Below are 18,297 nucleotides of genomic sequence, written 5' to 3'. Positions count from 1 at the left end.
CGTCACTCTCCAAAGCGACGCGACTACGCACAGTCGTGCGGCCGGGGTGGCGCTGAGGTCGCGCGAAGGTGCCGGCGTGGTGCCGCAGGGGTGCTGCGGCGATGCCTCGGGAATGCCGCGGCTCAGTAACCGAACGCGCGTGCCGTGTTCGCCCCGAGTGCCGTGGCCAGCGCGTCCTCGTCGATGCCGCGCACCTCGGCCATGGCCCGCACGGTGATCGGCACGAGGTAGGGGGCGTTCGGCCGCCCGCGGTAGGGCGCCGGGGTGAGGAAGGGCGCGTCCGTCTCCACGAGGAGCAGTTCCAACGGGGCGACCGCCACCGCGTCCCGCAGGTTCTGGGCGTTCTTGAAGGTGACGTTGCCGGCGAAGGACATGAAGTAGCCCGCGCTCGCGCAGATCTCGGCCATCTCGGCGTCGCCGGAGTAGCAGTGGAAGACGGTCCGCTCGGGGGCGCCCTCCTCCTTGAGCACGCGCAGGACGTCGGCGTGGGCCTCGCGGTCGTGGATGACCAGGGCCTTGCCGTGCCGCTTGGCGATCTCGATGTGGGCGCGGAAGGACCGCTCCTGCGCGTCCTTGCCCTCGGGCCCGGTGCGGAAGTAGTCGAGGCCGGTCTCACCCACGCCCTTGACCTGGGGCAACCCGGCCAGCCGGTCGATCTCGGCGAGCGCGTCGTCCAGCGCCGCCTGCCCGCCCGGCTCGCGCGCGCCCTGCCTCGACCAGCCGTCGGGGTCGCCGTGGACGATGCGGGGCGCCTCGTTCGGGTGCAGGGCGACCGTCGCGTGGACGGCGTCGTACGCGGCGGCGGTCTCGGCCGCCCAGCGGGAGCCCTTCAGGTCGCAGCCGACCTGCACGACGGTCGTCACTCCGACCGACGCCGCCTTCGCCAGCGCCTCCTCGACCGTGCCGGACTGCATGTCCAGGTGGGTGTGGGAGTCGGCGACCGGCACCCGGAGGGGGTCCGGCAGCGGGGGCGCGGCGTGCTTGTCGGGGTCGTTCGCAGGCATGCCCCCGATCCTACGAAAGGGGTACGCCCTCCCCGATGGGGGAGGACCGGGGAGGGCGTCGGACAAGGGAGCCGGACGGGTCAGCTCGCCTTGCGCTGGAAGGGGTGCAGCAGGTCGGACAGGTGCCAGTGGTGGCCCTCGGGCCGGTCCTGCTCGGACTCGGACTCGGACTCGGACTCGGCCGCCGCGGCCGGGGCCTCCACGGGCCCGGCGGGCGGCGGCACGCGGTGGGGCCGGTGCGCCGCGTTGCGCGCCGACGCGACCCGGCCGGGCCGCATGATCCGCACGACGTGACCGTCACAGTTCTGGCACGTGGGCTTGCTCAACGGGGAGGGCACGACCTGGCCGTCCGCGACGTAGAGGACGAACTCGTGGCCCGCGGCGTCCGTATGGTGCTCTATCTCGTACGACTGCTCCCAGCCGTACCCGCAGCGCATGCAGGCGAAGGAGTACGACTCGTTGACGACGGCGCTCGCACCGGCGCGGAGCCCGGTCTGCCCTGCGATCTCACTCATGCCAGCTCCTGTTCCGCTGTGGCGTGAGGACGATTCCGTCCCCGCACCCCAGTGGACTCCTCAGCCGGACCGAAGGCAGCAGACCTGTCGACTGTTGGCGCTGTTTTGGGCGTTCCTTGCCCGAGACCCCCGTCGCCTTTGCCGACCCATGGGGCGCACGCTCATCCGACATGCGCCCTGCTCAGAGGGTGTTTACGCCCCTGGCTGCACGGCACCACGCGACTGTCAGCCGGCGTTCTTCGCGGCGACCACCGCGTCGAACACGACCCGCTTCGGCACACCGGCCTCGACCGCCACCGCGGCGATCGCCTCCTTGCGCCGCTCCCCCGCTTCCTCCCGGACCCGGACCCGCCGCACCAGTTCCTCGGGCCCGACCTCCTCGGGCCCCTTGTCGGGCGCCCCCTCCACCACCACGGTGATCTCCCCGCGGACACCCTCCGCGGCCCAGGCGGCCAGCTCCCCCAGCCCGCCCCGCCGCACCTCCTCGTACGTCTTGGTCAGCTCCCGGCACACCGCGGCCCGCCGCTCGGCACCGAACACCTCGGCCATCGCCGCGAGCGTGTCGTCCAGCCGGTGAGGAGCCTCGAAGTACACGAGGGTCCGCCGTTCCCCGGCCACCTCCCGCAGCCGCCCCAGCCGCTCCCCCGCCTTGCGCGGCAGGAACCCCTCGAAGCAGAACCGGTCGACGGGCAGCCCGGACAGCGCCAGCGCGGTCAGCACCGCGGACGGCCCGGGCACGGCGGTCACCCGGACATCCCGCTCGACGGCGGCCGCGACGAGCCGGTACCCCGGGTCGGACACGGACGGCATCCCCGCGTCCGTGACGAGCAGCACCCGCGCCCCGTCCACCAGTTCCTGAACCAGCTCGGGCGTCCGCGCGGACTCGTTGCCCTCGAAGTACGACACCACCCGCCCCTTGGGCGTGACGCCCAGCGCCTGGGTCAGCCGCCGCAGCCGCCGCGTGTCCTCGGCGGCGACGACATCGGCTCCGGCCAGTTCCTCGGCGAGCCGGGGCGGGGCGTCCGCGATGTCGCCGATGGGGGTGCCTGCGAGTACGAGGGTTCCGGTCACGCCCCCATCCTCCCAGGGGCGGAGGTTGGGGACGCATACCGGCCATGCACGGGACTCACACAGAACGGTTCCCTACGATGGCGCGGTGACCAGTACCGCGTCCTCGACGGACACCCGGCAGGGCCAGGCGCCGCACGAGCAGCGGCCGCCCTGGCAGCAGCGGCTGCGCCGCTTCGGCTACCAGGGGCAGCCCAGAAGCGACGCCCGTGACGTCCGTGACCGGCTGGTGCCGCCGTACACGGAGCCCTCGCCGCGGCTGTGGGCGGCGCTCGGCGTCCCGCACGCCCTCGCGGGCCGGCTGGTGCGCTGGTCGGGCTGGGTCGGCCCGCTGCTGGTCACGCTGCTGGCCGGGGTACTGCGCTTCTGGAACCTGGGCAGCCCCAAGGCGGTGATATTCGACGAGACGTACTACGCCAAGGACGCGTGGGCGCTCGTCCACCGCGGGTTCGAGCTCAGCTGGGACAAGAAGGCCAACGATCTGATCCTCTCGTCGGGCGGGAACGTCACGCTCCCGACGGACGCGGCGTACGTCGTGCACCCGCCGATCGGGAAGTACGTCATCGGGCTCGGCGAGCTGATGTTCGGGTTCGACCCCTTCGGCTGGCGGTTCATGACGGCCCTGCTCGGCACGCTGTCGGTGCTGCTGCTGTGCCGGATCGGCCGCCGGCTGTTCCGCTCGACGTTCCTGGGCTGCCTCGCCGGCGCGCTGATGGCGCTGGACGGCCTGCACTTCGTGATGAGCCGCACGGCGCTGCTCGACGGCGTGCTGATGTTCTTCGTGCTGGCCGCGTTCGGCTGTCTGCTCGTCGACCGGGACAAGGCCCGGGAGAAACTCGCCGCCGCGCTCCCGGCGGACGCCGACGGCCGGGTCCGCCCCGACCGGCACACGGCCGAGACAGCCCGCCTCGGATGGCGGCCCTGGCGCTGGGCGGCGGGCCTGATGCTGGGCCTGGCCATCGGCACGAAGTGGAACGGCCTCTACGTCCTGGCCGCGTTCTGCCTGATGGCGGTGGTGTGGGACGTCGGCTCGCGCCGGGTCGCCGGTGCCCGGCACCCGTACAAGGCCGTCATCCGGCGTGACATGAACCTCGCCTTCATCGCCACGGTCCCGGTGGCGCTCGTCACCTACCTCGCCTCCTGGACCGGCTGGATCCTGTCCGCCACGGACGGCTCCGGCGGCTACTTCCGCAACTGGGCCGCGACCGACGGCAAGGGCGGCAGCTGGACCTTCCTGCCCGACTGGCTGCGCAGCCTGTGGCACTACGAGCACCAGGTGTACGAGTTCCACGTCGGGCTGTCCTCGCCGCACACGTACCAGTCCAACCCGTGGAGCTGGCTCGTCCTCGGCCGCCCGGTGTCGTACTTCTACGAGTCCCCGGCGCCCGGCAAGGACGGCTGCCCCGCCGACGCCGGCGAGAAGTGCGCCCGCGAGGTCCTCGCGCTCGGCACGCCGCTGCTGTGGTGGGTCGCCTGCTTCGCCGTCCTGTACGTGCTGTGGCGCTGGTTCTTCCGCCGCGACTGGCGCGCCGGCGCCATCGCCTGCGCCATCGCGGCCGGCTACCTGCCCTGGTTCATGTACCAGGAGCGCACGATCTTCTTCTTCTACGCCGTCGTCTTCCTGCCGTTCCTCTGCCTGGCGGTGGCGATGCTCCTCGGCGCGATCATCGGCCCGCCCCGCTCCTCCGACACCCGCCGCGTCGCGGGCGCCACGGCCGCGGGCGTCCTGGTCCTGCTGATCGCCTGGAACTTCATCTACTTCTGGCCCCTGTACACGGGCCAGGCGATCCCGATCGACGACTGGCGGGCGCGGATGTGGCTGGACACGTGGGTCTAAGACTTGTCCCGTAACTGGTCTTCGAATGGGTATGGGCCAGGTCGGTCGCCGTGCGGCACCCTCGTCTACCCGGCGATGGCGAGGTTGTGCAGGTGGGCGATGCCGCTCATGGCGTGGTGTACGCCTTCACCTTTGAGGCGGCAGTCGCGCAGGATCTTCCAGGTCTTCATGCGGGCGAAGGTGTGCTCGATTCGGGCACGGACCTGCTTGTGGGACTTGTTGTGTGCATGCTTCCAGTCCGGGAGTTCCTCGCCGTTTTGGCGCCGGTGGGGCATCACGAGGCCGGTGCCCGGGTAGCCGCCGTCCGCGATGGTCATGGTGCGGCCGACGGCGGCCTTAACGCCGGATTCCTCCCATGCCTTGCAGTCGGCGCGGTTACCGGGCACGGGCCGGCCGACCACGACGACCAGACGGCTGTCGGCGTCGATGACGACCTGGTGGTTGGTGGAGTACCGGTAATTCTTGGACTGCTCGGCGACCGTGTGGTCGCGGGTGGGCACCAGGGTGCCGTCCACAATGAGCACGGCGTCCTTGCGGAACGGCTTGCGCGGCCGGAGCGCGAGCAGGGGACCGAGATGCCCGATGATGCGGTCGGCTGCGGACTTTGAGATCCCGAACAGCGGGGCGAGCTGCCTCAGTGTCAGGTTCGTGCGCCAGTAAGCGGCGACCAACAGAACCCGGTCCTCCAATTGCAGCCCCCAGGGCCGGCCCTTGCGGACCGGGTCCGCGCCCTCACGCCGCAGCGCGGTGATCAGCTTGCGGAACTGCCGCGGGCTCAGCCCGGTGAAAGGGACTATCCAGGACGGTTCCGACGCCGCAATCACACCTGCCACAACAAGATCATGGCATCGTACCCAGCGAGCCATGGGGGGACGGCCGACAGAGGTCGGACCAGGGATACCCTCGGACGATGTCGAATCGGGCGGTAGCAGCTGGAGTAGGTCTGGCGCGGGTGATGGCGCACTGCGGGGGCAGCCCATCAGCAGCCGTGCACTATCTGGCGGGTGCCATCGCCTCCGCACCTGAGAACCCCGAGCCCTATGCGGTTCTTGCCGAGTTGTGGAGGGACAAGCCGTCGGAGCTGGCCGAGGTCGTTCAGGGTGCCGACTCCTTGAGGACGGTACTGGCGCAGTCGTACATCAGCTTCCTCCAGGACGACATGGACGGCGCGGCGCTGGCGATCGGATCGGTCACGGGTGTGCGACCCGACATCGCCTGGGCCGAAGCCCCCTGGTTCAGCGATGCACGATTTCTCGGTGTGGTGAGTGCCGATGCGCTGGCCGAGGCCGCAATGCGGACGATGGACTACGGCCGTGATCTGGACACCGAAAGCATGCGGGAACGATTTCGGCCCTGGTTCGAAGCCATCGACGTGGTCTCTGCCCGCCAGCCGTTGCCGGAGGCGTTGGCCAAGATGGCGATCTTGCTGCGGGCATGTGGTCTCACCGATGCGTCGTTTGCCCTCTGCGACCAGGCGGACTCCGTTGAGCGGATCATGCTGACGGAAGTTGTGCGAGCGGGCACGTGGCGCAAGCTGGATGATCTTCAGCAGACCGTGGCGGCGTTCGAGCGCGCTCTTGCCCTGGAACCGGCCAACTGGTCGCTCTATCTCGACCTGGCCGATGTGCGTGCTGAGCAGGGCGACTTCACGTCTGCGGTCCGGCTGATCGATCAGGGGATGAGGTACGAACCGACTGAGCTCTCACTTCGCGCGGCCGGGGCTGCCTACCGTGCACGACTGACCGGCTCGCGTGCCGACCTGAATGAACTCATCGAACTGGCGCCGAATCTACCGAACGACTCGTACCGGGACCTGCTGATTGATCACGCGTGTGCTGGTCCCGCGCTGCCTGCCGAACTCGTGGCCGCGGCCCGGCGCATCCAGAACAACTGAGGCTCTGCTCATCACGAGCAGCAGCTCCGGCCAGCAAGTGCCGAGCAGCCGACCCAAGCCGGAGCTCCCCAGTGCAGGAGGACCCACCTGTTGCAGTCGAAGATCAGTTACGGGACAGGTCTTATAACGGCTAACACAATGAGGTGGATCGGCGCTGATGGCCGTTGCTGACAGGGCAGTTGAGCGTTCGGTCTGTCGTGGGGATGTCGCCGTGGATCGTGTCGGATGAGCTGTGGGACCGCCTGGAGCCGTTGCTGCCGCAGCGTGAGCGCCGCTTTCGGTATCCGGGCCGCAAGCCGTTGCCGGACCGGGACACGCTGTGCGGGATCCTCTACGTGCTGCACACCGGGATCCAGTGGGAGTACCTGCCCCAGGAGCTTGGCTTCGGCTCAGGCGTGACGTGCTGGCGACGCCTTCGGGACTGGAACGAGGCCGGCGTGTGGCAGCGGCTGCACGAGGTCCTGCTAGCTGAGCTGAACGCAGCGGCAAAGCTCGACTGGTCCCGCTGTGTGGTCGACTCCTCGCACGTGAGGGCGTTAAAAGGGGGAGTCACACGGGCCCGTCGCCGGTCGACCGGGGTCGGACCGGCTCGAAGCACCACCTGATCACCGAGGGACACGGCACCCCGCTCGCGGTCCTGCTGACCGGCGGCAACCGCAACGACGTCACCCAGCTCACGCCCTTGCTCGACGCGATCCCGCCAGTCCGCGGCCGAGTGGGCCGTCCGCGCCGCAAGCCAGACTCGCTGTTCACCGACCGCGGCTACGACCACGACATCTACCGCGACCAGGTCCGCGAGCGCGGCATCGTGCCGGCCATCGCCCGCCGTGGCACCCGACACGGCACCGGGCTGGGTACCTTACCGCTGGGTGATCGAGCGGAGTTTTGCGTGGCTGCACGGCTTTCGACGCCTGCGGATCCGGTGGGAACGGCGGGCGGACATGCACGACGCGTTCCTCAAACTCGCCTGCTGCCTCATCGCTCACCGACAACTCGGCTCATTGTGTTAGCCGTTGTTAGTGCCCCCGTCAATCATTTCGTTAGCGGTTCTTAGAGGTCATGTCATTTGGTCGGTTCGGTAGGCTGCGGGCTGTGGTGGGGATTGTCGAGCGGCTGGTGCCGGACGAGTTGTGGGAGCTGTTCCAACGGGTGGTGCCGGAGGCTCCTTCGCCTCCACCGACGCTACGAACGCAAGGCCGACCACTTCCTCGCCTTCACCAGCATCGCCTGCGCCCTCGCCTGCTACCGCAGGCTCATGCCCACGCGGGGCGACAAGACTCAGGTGTTCGCCGCGCCATAATGCAGGACGTCGCCTTGCGGAAGCAGGTATCCGATGTCACGCCTCTGCGGCAGCTTCCCCGCCAGGGTCGATGCGTCAGTGCAACCGGAGACCTCGAAACCGATAACCCCCAGGCTGAAGGAGGCGCTCTTGAAGGTTTCGGCCCCGATGGCAGCCAGCCATTCGTCCATAACGTCAGACCTGAAGAACGGCCGACCGTCCCAGTAGGCAAGGCCCGCCTGATCCAGCGCACCGACGGGGACGTAGAAGTCCAGCCAGTCGCTGCTTTCATCGCCGCCCCGGATCGCCACACAACCGCAGACGACCAGTTGGCCCGTCGGCAGGCAAACCTGACCGTACAAGTGTCCGAACTCGGTCAGTGATCCCACCGTGCACGGCACGGGATCCTGCTCCTCAGGTTCGCGGTCTCTCCGCCCGAAGCACCCGTGGACGTCTGCGGCAGACCACAGAGCACTCAGGATGGCTTGAATCCGGGCATCATCACTCGACCCGACCTCTATGGCCAGCTCGTAGTAGCCGCCGGACCAGTTGCTCTGGCCTCGGAAGGTGGCAGGACTCGTCATGGCGTGATCATGCGGCAGAGCCATCCGTCAATGCCACCCGCATTCAAGCGCGCGGCCGAATCAATTGAGATGACCTCTTACTAAGTGGTGTCCCGCAACGACTGCCGAGTGTGATGATCTTGGTGTGGCTGGTGTGATCTCGGCGTCGGAGCCGTCCTGGATAGCCCCGTTCACCGGGTTGAGCCCACGCAAATTCCGGAAGTTGGTGGCCGCGCTGCTACGAGAGGGTGCTGACGCCGTCCACCGGGGGCGCCCCTGGGGCCTGCCCTTCAAAGACCGGGTGTTGTTGGTAATCGCGTACTGGCGAACCAACTCGACGATGCGCCAGCTGGCTCCGTTGTTCGGCGTCTCGAAGTCCGCTGCCGACCGGGTCATCGATCGGTTAGGCCCACGGCTTGCTCTGCGGCCCCGCCAGCGGTTCCGCAAGGGCACTGTGCTGGTCTTGTCATCCCGCACCGCCGCGCCCCGGGAGAGACTGGCCTTCCAACCTGGAATGAGGCACACAATCACTCGCACAAGCAGGTCCGCGCTCGCATCGAGCACGTCTTCGCTCGCATGAAGCACTGGAAGATCCTGCGGGACTGCCGCCTCAGAGGCTCCGGGGTCCACTACGCCATGCTTGGCGTGGCACGCCTTCACAACCTGCTCCAGGAGGCGTGAGAGGCAGCAGGTTGTCGCTTTGCCCAAGGCCGGTTGTCTGACCCTTGTGGCAGGGTGCACAGCTGTGGAAACGGATGAATTCTGGAACATCATCGAGACAGCGCGCTCGCGCACCGGGGACGGCCGCGCTTTCGACGAGGTGTTGGTCGACCTGCTGGCTGACCGCTGCAAGCGGGACATCCTGGAGTACCAGGAGTGTTTTGACGAGCTGCACGGTGCCATCGGGCGCTGGGACGTGTGGGCCGCTGCCTATCTCATCGGGGGTGGCTGTTCGGACGACAGCTTCATGGACTTCCGCGCTGGCCTGATCGCCTTGGGCCGCCAGTGGTACGAGCGAGCGGCCGACGCCCCGGACAGCCTGGCTGAGCACCCCACGGTCATCACTGCTGCCCCCAACGGCGACTATGTCCTCTTCTGCGAGTCGGTCAACTACGCCAGCGCGTACGCCTTCAAGCGGATCGCTGGTGACGAAGAGGACTTCTACGAGGCATGGGATCAGCACTGTGCTGCGCGGCCTGGCCCCGAGCGCGACAGCGTTGACATGGGCGAGGACTTTGACTTCGACGATCCGGGCGAGATGCACCGCCGCCTGCCCCGACTTGCCGCGCTGTATCTGACGCCAGGCGAGGCTTAGCCGTTCACAATCTCCAGGGCTATGAACCTCCCGAGGCCGTCCGCTCTCCTCCAAAGATCATTACGGGACAGGTCTTAGGGGATGGAGTTCCGACACCCACGGTCCCGTCGCCCACGGGTCGTCCTCGGACTCGGGGCCGTCCGGACCCGGTTCCGGGGAGGTCGCCCACACGGTCGTCTGCTCCACCAGGTCCACCCGCCACTCCGTCCGGCGAATGGCGGCGACCAGCTGCCCCAGGACGACGACCGGATCCACGCGCTTGGCGTCGACTCCGTCGAACACCGGGGGTTCCGCGTGGAGCGGGGATCCGCCGTCCGTCTCCTCCAGCGACTGCACCACCGCTGCGGCGTTCGGTGCGCGGAAGTAGTCGGTCAGAACACCCATCGCTCTTCTCCCGGTCTCCGTGTCTCGGGAGGCAGTAGATCAGACAGAGCGGCAGTGTCAGTGGCCGGTCCTAGGATCGCGTCGCACGCAGTGATCAGGAGTGCTGCCGGCCAACCAACCGACCGAGCGGAGAGCGCAGTTGTCCTCAATACATGACTTCGCGACCTGGGAGCCGCTGCTGCGGCTGGTGCGGGATTCCCACGCGGAGCAGCTTGCCGCGCCGGGTGGTTGCTTCACGGGCCAGATCAGTCTCGGCAGTTGGACCCTGCCCGCGCAACAGCCGCGCTCAGTGCCAGGGCGAGCCCTGCAAGTGGCAGACATGCAGGACCAGTTCACCGCCGTGGCACGGGTCCAGGCCGCCCTCAGGGCCGACGGCGCGAGCGGCGTTTCGTACATGGTCGAGACGGCGCCGGACGGGAAGACCGTGCTCCATGTCATCGATGCGGGGCCCGCCGTGGAGCACGGTGTCAGAAGCCCTTTCGTGGGAGCCCTGCTCCTGGTCGAGGGCGCCGTTCCCGAGCCCTGGCGGCGCCTGCCCGAGGAGTTCCCGGAAGCGGCGCCGGCGCCGTCGGCGGACCCGGCGCTGCTGGAGCGGACCCTTCACGAGCGGCTCCCCGACACCATCGGTGCCACCGAGGAGGAGATAGCCGCAGCGGAGGCGCGCCTCGGTGTCACGCTGCCCGACGAGCTCAAGGCCCTCTACCGCGTCACCCGTGCGCGGTGGCAGGACTGGAGCGGCGACTACGCGGCGCAGGAACGCGTCAGCAAAGCGGTCGGCTGTGAGCTCTTCCCCCTGGACGGGCTCTACATCGCGGACGCCCGGTCCCGTCCCTGCCCTTGGCAGTTCGCCGCCAAGGACGCGGTCGTCACCGCACCGGACGCCGCCGTGCAGGGCCTCGTCGGCTCGCCCGGCTGGATCGCCTTCGGCGACAACGGCGGCGGCGACCGGCTGGCCCTCGACCTGACACCGGGCCCGGGCGGACACGCCGGGCAGGTCATCATGATCGACCACGAGCGGAGCATCGGGGCCGCACTGCGCGCCGACTCCCTTACCGACATGGTGGTCAACCACCGCGACGACTGGCGCTCGGACGATGACTGGAACCGTCCGCCGGTGGTGGCCCAGGTGAGCACCCACAGCCCAGGCGACATGGTGGCTGCCGCCCGGCCCGAGCTGGAGGTGCTCCGGATCGGTGGTCGGAAGGGCGAGCCGGTCGGCCTCTCCCCGGTCGCCGGCCTCCCCCGCCTGCGGACGCTCACCGCCTCCCCGGGCACGCTGGCCGATCCACTGGAGATCGCCGGGCTGACGGGTCTGGAGTACCTGAGCCTCGGCCCCGAGGAGTGGCGCGTCCTGCTCAACGCGGGCGCCGTCCCCCGGAGCCTGTCGGCCGCCGCCATCGATGTGCAGGGCGAACAGCACCCGTTGCCGGTCCTCGACCTCGCCAACGAGCTCCTCGCCCTGTGGGGCCGCCCCCTGATCACCCGGACCGTCCTCGAAGGCGACCTGGACACCGACCGGACGGCCGGGGGCACCCGGTGAGCGACGGCGGAGTGGAGGAGATGTGGGCGCCGCTGCCCGCGTACAGGGTCGAGACCGGTACCGAACCGCTGGACCGGCCGGCCCGGAACTCGTTGGGCGGGTGGCCCTACTTCGACGACGACCAGGAGTGGCCGCGTTGCTTCTGCGGCGAGCGGATGGCCCTGTTCTTCCAACTGGACCTGCCGGACGACATCGAGTTCTTCGGCGGAGAACACCTGTCGGTCTTCCACTGCGCCCACCACAACGACGCGTCCGACCCGGTGACGGCCGACGGCCGCCTCGGGCCCCGGTTCTGGGAGGCTCCGCAGCCGCCCTTCCCGGGCTCGTTCTGGCGGGTGCTGCTCCAGCGTGACCCGGGGGTGCCGGAAGCGGAGCCCGAACCGGCCGTGCGCGCCCTGGCCCTGACCCTGCGGCCCTTCGTGGACGCGCACGGGCCGTTCGACGTGCATTTCAAGGTGGGTGGTACGGCGGCCTGGGCACAGTGGCCCGAGCGGTATTGGTGCGCGTGCGGCACGGAGATGGCGTTCCTCTGCCAGGTACCCGAGTATCAGGAGTTCGGCGTCCATCCCGGAGCCCCGGTGCAGCCCTACAGCATCCGGGACGACGCCTACCTCCTGTTCCTCGGCAACGAGGTCTACCTGCTGGCCTGCCCGGCGCGTTGCGATCCGGCGGCCGTCTTTCCGGTGAACCAGCACTGACGCCGGGGCGCTGGGGGCGCGTGCCGAAAGCAGATCCTGACCATGGGACGATCTTGGTTCGCCGCACATGGAGATCTGACGGACGAACCATGGGCTGTGCTGGAAGCGTCGTTGCCGAGGGGTGAGAAGTCCGGCCGGCCGCGCCCAGTCAGACGGTGGTGAACCGCAGCTCCGGGCGCTCCCACGCAACCTTCGGCGGCGACGGGGCGACCCCGCTAAGGACCTCAAGATCACCCCGTGGCGGGTTTCTGGCGTATCTGGGTCATGCCCTCCGTCACTGTGAACGACGGGGATGTCAGCGGCCCGACCACGCCATAACCCATGGTGACCTGGGCGGACTCCAGGACGCTGTGAAGAACGGCGCAACATCTACCGCAACCCGTAGCGCAACAGGGGGCCTTGTGAAGTGAGGGGCGGCCGGGCGAACTGGTCACGGTGTGGGACACTTCCTCGCTTTCGCGGGCATGGCCGCCATCCTCATCTGCTACAGGCGTCTGGCCCTGTGACACCGTCCGCTCCCTGGCCGGCCGGGAAAAACTGCTTGCCCGCACCGGTCGGTCGTGGAACAGTGTGCCGCGCTCTGCGCCCTTGCAGACACACTCACAGTGAGGAACGAAGCCAATGTTCTCGGCGTCCCCCAGCGGCCGCCGTCGGCCCTGAGCGCTGCTCCGCAGCAGCCTCAGCCTGCCACGCTGTTCCCTACGGCGGCCCCACGACGCGGTGCCTGACGCATCGCCACGCTCCCGCGCCCCGAACTTTCCCAGTTCGTTAGGGGCTACCCCTGAGACTTCGTGAGGTCAACACCCGCCATGGACATCCAGGTCCAGAGCTTTGCCGTCACCAACCTCCGCCGCCGTCCCGTGGTCGTCGAGACCGGCGGCTTCGTCGCCGGATTCACCCCCGATACCGACAACCCCTACCTGAACTACGCGACCCCGCTACCCGGCGCCAAGCCGATGGAGCAGGACGTCGCGGCGCTGATCGGGATCTTCCGGGAGCGGGGCCTGCCGCCCCGGCTGGAGTTCGCACCGCAGGCCGCCCCCGCCGTGGCACCGGCCCTGCGGGCGGCAGGCTTCGGCACCGAGGCGGTGCACGAATACCTCGTCTGCACACCCCACACGCTGATCCTCCCCCAGTCCTCCGACTCTCCGCGTGTGGAGAGCCCGACCACCGACGAAGAGTTCGCCGAGCTCGATGCCGCGCTTGCCGAGGCATTCGGTGGCGTCTTCACCCCCTCCGCACAGGGTGCGGCCCGACTGCGCCGCACCCAGCAGAGCGGCGGAGCAGTGCGCTTCGTCCGCGACCCGCAGGGCGGCATCGTCGGCGGGGCGTCCTGTTCCCCGTCGGCTGAGGGCACCGCAGAGCTGTCCGGCGTCGGCACCCGCCCCGCCTACCGGGGTCGCGGCATCGCCGCCGCAGTAACCGCCGCGCTGACCGAAGCGATGTTCGCCCAGGGAGCCGGATCAGTCTGGCTGGAGTACTCCGGAGAAGGATCCCGCCGCGTCTACGAGCGCGCTGGCTACCGACCGCAAGGCACCCGCCTCTACCTCTCCTTGCCGCCTGCGCAGCAACCCTGACCGCGCCAACCCGCTCGGGGGGCGACCGTCTGCCCCCCGGACCGTGTCCGCGCCCTCGCGCCGCAGTGCGCTCACAACTTGGTGAAGCATCGCAGGCTCAGCCCGGTGAAGGGGCCTGTCCAAGACGGCTCCGACGCCGTGATCACACCAGCCACGGAAAGATCATCTCTGCCGTGAGCAGCGATATGAGACGACCGTCAGGTGTACAGAATGCGCACGGCGAGCAGCGTCTGCCAGGTCCAGCCGATCGTGAGTGAGACGCGCTGGATCAGTCCGCCCAGATCCACCCAGCGTTGATGCTGGCTGAACGCGGCACTGGCCAGCGCCATCGTGGTTGCGAAGAGCACACCGCTGGCGATCGAGTAGAGGGCCCATCCCAGCGAGTTGGACAGGGCGAAGACGAAACAGGCTACGGCAAGGGCGAGGAATCCGATGAGGGAGAACAGGTCATGCAGAGCCCCGACACGGGTGGGGTGCTGAAGCTGATCGGGGGTGCCGACTGGGTAACCGCTCACCGGATCCGTGCGGAAGACACCTGCGCCCAGCAGGCCGACCGCCCACGCGCCGATCAGTAAGGCACCCCAGCGGGAAGGCCCATCACGCCAGAGGCCCACGGCGAAGATCAGCGATAGCAAGCCCGCGAAGAGGAAGTTGACGGTCTGCGCCCACCCGGCGCGGCCGAGGGCGAGCGAACTGACGGGATGGCGGAGCGGTCTATAGCCCACACGGCCGGCGCCTTCTACGAGATACGCGATGGTGAAGAGAGGTCCAGCAGCCATCCCGCAGGCAAGAAGCACTTGATTGCCCATCCTGTCAACATAGGTTGACAGGATGGGGTGCGTCAACTCTGATTGACAGGAGGTGGCATCGTCTGGCGGCCGACCCCAAGTGATCATTTACGGGACGCCCCTTAGTTCATCGATCCGCCAGCCAATGACTCCCGTTGATCCCTCAAGACCTTCGACATCGGTCACGAGCTGATCAGGGGCGTTCGTGATACGTTGACGGACCGGCACGCTGTTGCACTCCACGGTCTGGCGCACTGGGCGTTTCGCAGTCACGGCGAGACGAACTTTACCTACCCCAGCGCAGACAACCGCTAGCGTGTAGGACTTGCCATTCGTCAGCGCCGAGCGGGCATGGATTCCATCGCTTACGCGCTCCAACCCTGACTCTACGAACTGGCCGTTGGTGTCGTCCACATCGGCAATTCCGAGCGCCTCTTCCACCTTCTTTTCCAGGGCTTCCGTCTGATCACTGGTTGCAGAGGGTGTCGTGCTCGGCTTAGGGTCCTTTGCCTCTCTGTCCTCGTGGTCGCCACTGCATCCAACGACGAGCGCAGCCGAAAGGATCGAGGCGAGCAGGACTGCACCGTGGCGCGAGTGCCGTAGGCCGTGCGTCATGACCTGGTTTCCCAGTAACGCCATCCGACCTTCTTGGTCGGCATCTTTGTAGTACCGGACCCGAGCTTCTTCTTGCCGCAGCGGTTGGCGCTCGTTTCGTATTTGGTCCAGTTGTACTTCTCACCCCACGTGCCGTACTGCACATTCCCATAGCGCCCGTTTTTGATATCTCGGGAGTATTTGTGGCCTGTCGAGATGCCGACCTCGCCAATCACCTTGGCCCCAAACTCCGTCTTTGCTTTCGCAAGGAGGACACCGGCCTCGGCCGAGACGCTTCCGCTCACCTCGGCACCGATTTTGCCGGATTTCAGGACCTCGACGGTGATCGTCCCACCCGGTCCATCCTTGTAGGAGGTGCCGTTCCACCAAGACGGGATGTGATAGTTCTGCTTGCGCCCGGAGAGCGTATACCACTTCTTGTAGGGGTTGTCGCAGCGCTGGGTTCCTATATCACCCTCGTCAGCCACTTCCGGCAGCGCGTTGAGCTTTGTCTCGATCGCAAGCTCTTGGGTCGACATCTCAGGACCCTCGACCACGCTGCTGCTCGTCTCCTCGGTAGCAATCTCGTCCGGCGAAACTACCTCAGGAGCTGGACCAGCCGGTTCCTCGACCGCATAGGAGGCAACGGTCATCGTTGCTCCAAGGGCCAAAACCGTGGCCGAAACGAGTAAGCGTCGCACCGGTGCTCTACGCAAGTTGATTCCCTTCCCTTGCCGCCCGAATTGGCGGGATGAGTGGAATATATAGGATGGTTGCCGCGTTGGTACGTCGTAAGCTGATCCACTGAGGGAAACTTGAGGTTGGAGAGGCGACTGCTTCAGAATCTCAACTTACCCGCTGGCCGAATCCATGCACCCTTCATGGCGAAAACAGCACCCTTTGCCGCCTGCTGCCGCAGATGGGTTTCGCAGGTTTTATTGTTCCTGAGCGGAGGTTGTGCAGTCGGTCCAGGGGCGAAAGGTCAGAGATTTCCAGGACCATGCAGTCATGCGTCAAAGAGTCGCATTGTCCCCGCAAGCCCTCCAGTGCAGTGCGTCGGCCAACGCATGCTCAACACGTCGGTGGCACGGCACAGGTGATCCGCGCGGCCTCGCGCCTCTGCAGCGTCGAACCGCGACTAGCGCGACCCCGCAGGAGGAAGGACTCGGAAGCCGCCTCGGCCTACAACAGGACCGTCCGAAACTGCTTGGCCACTCATGGCGGGTGATCCGCAAGTCACTGGCACCGAGCCCGCCCAACCTTGATCCGGGCCAGCGCGGCCCGTCCTACTGCACGGGACCTACGCTGACACAAAGACCCTGGTAAGAGCCGTGACCTGCTAGCCATAGGTGACTTCATCCACTTATGCCCCCTGCACACCGGCCAGGTCATCCGATCGATGACTGGCGTTCACGCATGTGGCTGGACACCTGGGTCTGACCTCTGTTCGGTCAAAAATCGAAACTCACGTCCCGGTTGACACCCCCTGCGCATAGAGTGCACCCGGATCGAGCTTTCTGAACGCGTTCAAGAGGGCGCGTGAGGCTCAACGGGGAGGGGACCGCCCAATGGGCAAGGGGGTCAAGGCCGCTGTCATAGGCAGCGTGTTCGCGGTGATGGTGGGTGGGGCCGGGTACGGCGCCTACAACATCGTGAGCGCGCTGGACGGTGACGGGGGCGGCACCAGCGGGGTGGCCGCGGAGAAGAAGTCGGGCCCGCCCGACCAGGACGAGGTCAAGGAGACGACGGCCGCGTTCTTCGCCGCCTGGGAGAAGGGCCAGGCCGCCCAGGCCGCGTCGTACACGAACAACGACGCGGCCGCCGAGCAGCTGCTGACCGCATTCGGCGACGACGCGCACATCACGGACGTGCGGATCACGCCCGGCGCGGCGAAGGGCACCACCGTGCCGTACACCGTGAAGGCGAAGGTGTCCTACGGCGGGAAGTCCAAGCCGCTGAGCTACGGCAGCGAGCTGAAGGTCGTGCGCGGCCTCACCACCGGCCGGGCGCTGGTCGACTGGCAGCCGTCGGTCGTGCACCCCGAGCTGAGGCGGGACGACACCCTCGTCACGGAGACGTCGTCCACCCCGCCGATCGAGGCCGTGGGGCGTGACGGCTCCGAGCTGACGAAGGAGAAGTACCCCTCTCTCGGCCCGATCCTGGACGCCCTGCGCGACAAGTACGGCAAGGAGGCCGGCGGCACCCCGGGCATCGAGCTGGTCGTCCGGCACGCCGGCGGGAGCGCCCCCGACACCCCGCTGCTGACCCTCGCCAAGGGCAAGCCGGGCAAGCTCACCACCACGATCAGCCCGAGCGCGCAGGCCGCGGCCGAGCAGGCGGTCAAGCGGTTCGCCCAGTCGTCGGTGGTGGCCGTCAAGCCCAGCACCGGCGAGGTGCTGGCGGTCGCCAACCACCGCACGGACGGCTTCAACGCGGCCTTCCAGGGCGAGGCGGCACCCGGCTCCACCATGAAGATCATCACCGCCGCGATGCTCATCGACAACGGCGTGACCTCCATGAACGGCCCCGCGCCCTGCCCGGACACCGCCGTGTGGCAGGGCCAGACGTTCAAGAACCTGACGGGCATGGAGCCCAACGAGAACGCCACCCTCGCCAACAGCTTCATGCGGTCCTGCAACACGGCCTTCATCAAGCTCATCGACGAGAAGCCGCTCACGGACGCCTCGCTGACCCAGGAGGCCGAGCAGCACTTCGGGCTCGGGCAGGACAACTGGAAGACCGGCATCGGCTCCTTCGACGGCAGCGTCCCCGCGGTCAGCGGACCGGACCGGGCGGCCGGCGCCATCGGCCAGGGGCAGGTCCAGATGAGCCCGCTGAACATGGCCTCGGTCACCGCGACCGCGATCACCGGTGCCTTCCGCCAGCCCTACCTCGTCTCGCCGGAGCTCGACGGCCGGCCCCTCGCCCGGGCCGAGGGCCTGAAGGCGAGCACCGCCGCGCAGCTGAAGCAGATGATGCGGCTCACCGCGACCCAGGGCACCGCCCAGCAGGCCATGGCCGGACTCGGCGGCGACATCGGCGCCAAGACCGGCTCCGCCGAGGTCGACGGCAACGCCACCAACAGCTGGTTCACCGGATTCCGCAACGACGTCGCGGCGGCGGCCATGACCGAGCAGGGCGGCCACGGCGGCGACGCGGCCGGGCCGATTGTCGCAGCCGTGCTACGAACAGGTGGCTGATCTCACCTCCGCGTGACGGGACTCTAGGGTGGTGGCCGTCG

The 18,297-nt window shown here is 68.1% G+C and carries 16 protein-coding genes and 3 pseudogenes; 9 read left to right on the top strand and 10 right to left on the bottom strand.

Going from position 1 to position 18,297, the window contains the following annotated elements; genetic code table 11:
• Positions 1–122: 122 nt before the first annotated feature.
• From ACSUPV_RS23960 to rsmI, 3 genes are all read right to left on the bottom strand, one after another.
• Positions 123–1,004, bottom strand: coding sequence for a TatD family hydrolase (locus ACSUPV_RS23960; RefSeq protein ID WP_037758703.1), 882 nt, complete (start codon positions 1,002–1,004; stop codon positions 123–125).
• Positions 1,005–1,084: 80 nt separating this feature from the next.
• Positions 1,085–1,519, bottom strand: a complete 435-nt coding sequence (locus ACSUPV_RS23955; protein WP_436948524.1) for a hypothetical protein — start codon at positions 1,517–1,519, stop codon at positions 1,085–1,087.
• Between the two features lie 225 nt (positions 1,520–1,744).
• Positions 1,745–2,590 (bottom strand): 16S rRNA (cytidine(1402)-2'-O)-methyltransferase, encoded by an 846-nt coding sequence (gene rsmI, locus ACSUPV_RS23950; protein WP_359786958.1) that lies wholly within the window; start codon positions 2,588–2,590, stop codon positions 1,745–1,747.
• An 85-nt stretch (positions 2,591–2,675) separates the two neighbouring features.
• Here rsmI and ACSUPV_RS23945 point away from each other — a divergent pair, with 85 nt between their 5' ends.
• Entirely contained in the window at positions 2,676–4,424 is a 1,749-nt protein-coding gene (locus ACSUPV_RS23945) for a dolichyl-phosphate-mannose--protein mannosyltransferase (RefSeq protein ID WP_359786961.1), read from the top strand.
• A gap of 65 nt (positions 4,425–4,489) precedes the next feature.
• On the opposite strand, the gene ACSUPV_RS23940 is transcribed toward ACSUPV_RS23945, so the two are convergent.
• Entirely contained in the window at positions 4,490–5,257 is a 768-nt protein-coding gene (locus ACSUPV_RS23940; RefSeq protein ID WP_078650656.1) for a transposase, read from the bottom strand.
• 155 nt (positions 5,258–5,412) lie between these two features.
• Between ACSUPV_RS23940 and ACSUPV_RS23935 the strand changes: the two genes are divergently transcribed.
• Together ACSUPV_RS23935 and ACSUPV_RS23930 are read left to right on the top strand one after the other, a co-directional pair.
• Positions 5,413–6,318, top strand: a complete 906-nt coding sequence (locus ACSUPV_RS23935; protein ID WP_436948523.1) for a tetratricopeptide repeat protein — start codon at positions 5,413–5,415, stop codon at positions 6,316–6,318.
• A 203-nt stretch (positions 6,319–6,521) separates the two neighbouring features.
• Positions 6,522–7,328, top strand: a pseudogene (locus ACSUPV_RS23930) (IS5 family transposase).
• Between the two features lie 268 nt (positions 7,329–7,596).
• Here the strand turns inward: ACSUPV_RS23930 and ACSUPV_RS23925 are convergent.
• Positions 7,597–8,181, bottom strand: coding sequence for a hypothetical protein (locus tag ACSUPV_RS23925; RefSeq protein WP_436948522.1), 585 nt, complete (start codon positions 8,179–8,181; stop codon positions 7,597–7,599).
• Between the two features lie 124 nt (positions 8,182–8,305).
• Here ACSUPV_RS23925 and ACSUPV_RS23920 point away from each other — a divergent pair.
• Positions 8,306–8,841: pseudogene (locus ACSUPV_RS23920) on the top strand (transposase family protein).
• Between the two features lie 64 nt (positions 8,842–8,905).
• Entirely contained in the window at positions 8,906–9,475 is a 570-nt protein-coding gene (locus ACSUPV_RS23915) for a DUF4240 domain-containing protein (RefSeq protein ID WP_037758697.1), read from the top strand.
• A 60-nt stretch (positions 9,476–9,535) separates the two neighbouring features.
• Here the strand turns inward: ACSUPV_RS23915 and ACSUPV_RS23910 are convergent, their stop codons facing one another.
• A complete protein-coding gene (locus tag ACSUPV_RS23910) occupies positions 9,536–9,859 on the bottom strand; it encodes a hypothetical protein (RefSeq protein WP_359787020.1) in 324 nt (107 codons plus the stop codon).
• A gap of 139 nt (positions 9,860–9,998) precedes the next feature.
• Here ACSUPV_RS23910 and ACSUPV_RS23905 point away from each other — a divergent pair, with 139 nt between their 5' ends.
• The 3 genes from ACSUPV_RS23905 (at position 9,999) to ACSUPV_RS23895 (ending at position 13,674) form a co-directional block, all read left to right on the top strand.
• Positions 9,999–11,399: an SMI1/KNR4 family protein gene (locus tag ACSUPV_RS23905; protein WP_436948521.1), complete on the top strand. Its 1,401-nt coding sequence runs from the start codon at positions 9,999–10,001 to the stop codon at positions 11,397–11,399.
• The gene (locus ACSUPV_RS23900; RefSeq protein WP_436948520.1) at positions 11,396–12,097 is read left to right on the top strand and encodes a hypothetical protein; all 702 of its coding nucleotides are present in this window, start codon (positions 11,396–11,398) and stop codon (positions 12,095–12,097) included. Before ACSUPV_RS23905 ends, ACSUPV_RS23900 begins: the two co-directional genes overlap by 4 nt.
• Before the next feature lie 809 nt (positions 12,098–12,906).
• Positions 12,907–13,674 (top strand): GNAT family N-acetyltransferase, encoded by a 768-nt coding sequence (locus ACSUPV_RS23895; protein WP_037758692.1) that lies wholly within the window; start codon positions 12,907–12,909, stop codon positions 13,672–13,674.
• A gap of 18 nt (positions 13,675–13,692) precedes the next feature.
• Here the strand turns inward: ACSUPV_RS23895 and ACSUPV_RS23890 are convergent.
• The 4 genes and pseudogenes from ACSUPV_RS23890 to ACSUPV_RS23875 all read right to left on the bottom strand — a co-directional run.
• Positions 13,693–13,829 (bottom strand): annotated as a pseudogene (locus tag ACSUPV_RS23890) (IS5/IS1182 family transposase); the annotation flags it as partial.
• Between the two features lie 42 nt (positions 13,830–13,871).
• Positions 13,872–14,483 carry a DUF998 domain-containing protein gene (locus tag ACSUPV_RS23885; protein ID WP_037758690.1) on the bottom strand — a complete coding sequence of 204 codons (612 nt, stop codon included), beginning with the start codon at positions 14,481–14,483 and terminating at the stop codon, positions 13,872–13,874.
• Between the two features lie 87 nt (positions 14,484–14,570).
• On the bottom strand, positions 14,571–15,101 hold the full coding sequence (locus ACSUPV_RS23880; protein WP_436948519.1) for a hypothetical protein: 531 nt from the start codon (positions 15,099–15,101) through the stop codon (positions 14,571–14,573).
• Positions 15,074–15,709 carry a hypothetical protein gene (locus ACSUPV_RS23875; protein WP_359787033.1) on the bottom strand — a complete coding sequence of 212 codons (636 nt, stop codon included), beginning with the start codon at positions 15,707–15,709 and terminating at the stop codon, positions 15,074–15,076. Before ACSUPV_RS23875 ends, ACSUPV_RS23880 begins: the two co-directional genes overlap by 28 nt.
• A 915-nt stretch (positions 15,710–16,624) precedes the next feature.
• Between ACSUPV_RS23875 and ACSUPV_RS23870 the strand changes: the two genes are divergently transcribed.
• Positions 16,625–18,256: a penicillin-binding transpeptidase domain-containing protein gene (locus ACSUPV_RS23870; RefSeq protein WP_436948518.1), complete on the top strand. Its 1,632-nt coding sequence runs from the start codon at positions 16,625–16,627 to the stop codon at positions 18,254–18,256.
• The last annotated feature ends 41 nt before the right edge of the window (positions 18,257–18,297 follow it).

The organism is Streptomyces sp. SudanB52_2052, from assembly GCF_964272415.1.
Classification (GTDB): domain Bacteria; phylum Actinomycetota; class Actinomycetes; order Streptomycetales; family Streptomycetaceae; genus Streptomyces; species Streptomyces olindensis.
The sequence above is the reverse complement of the archived record's forward strand: the minus strand, read 5'-3'. Positions and strand labels throughout refer to the sequence as shown.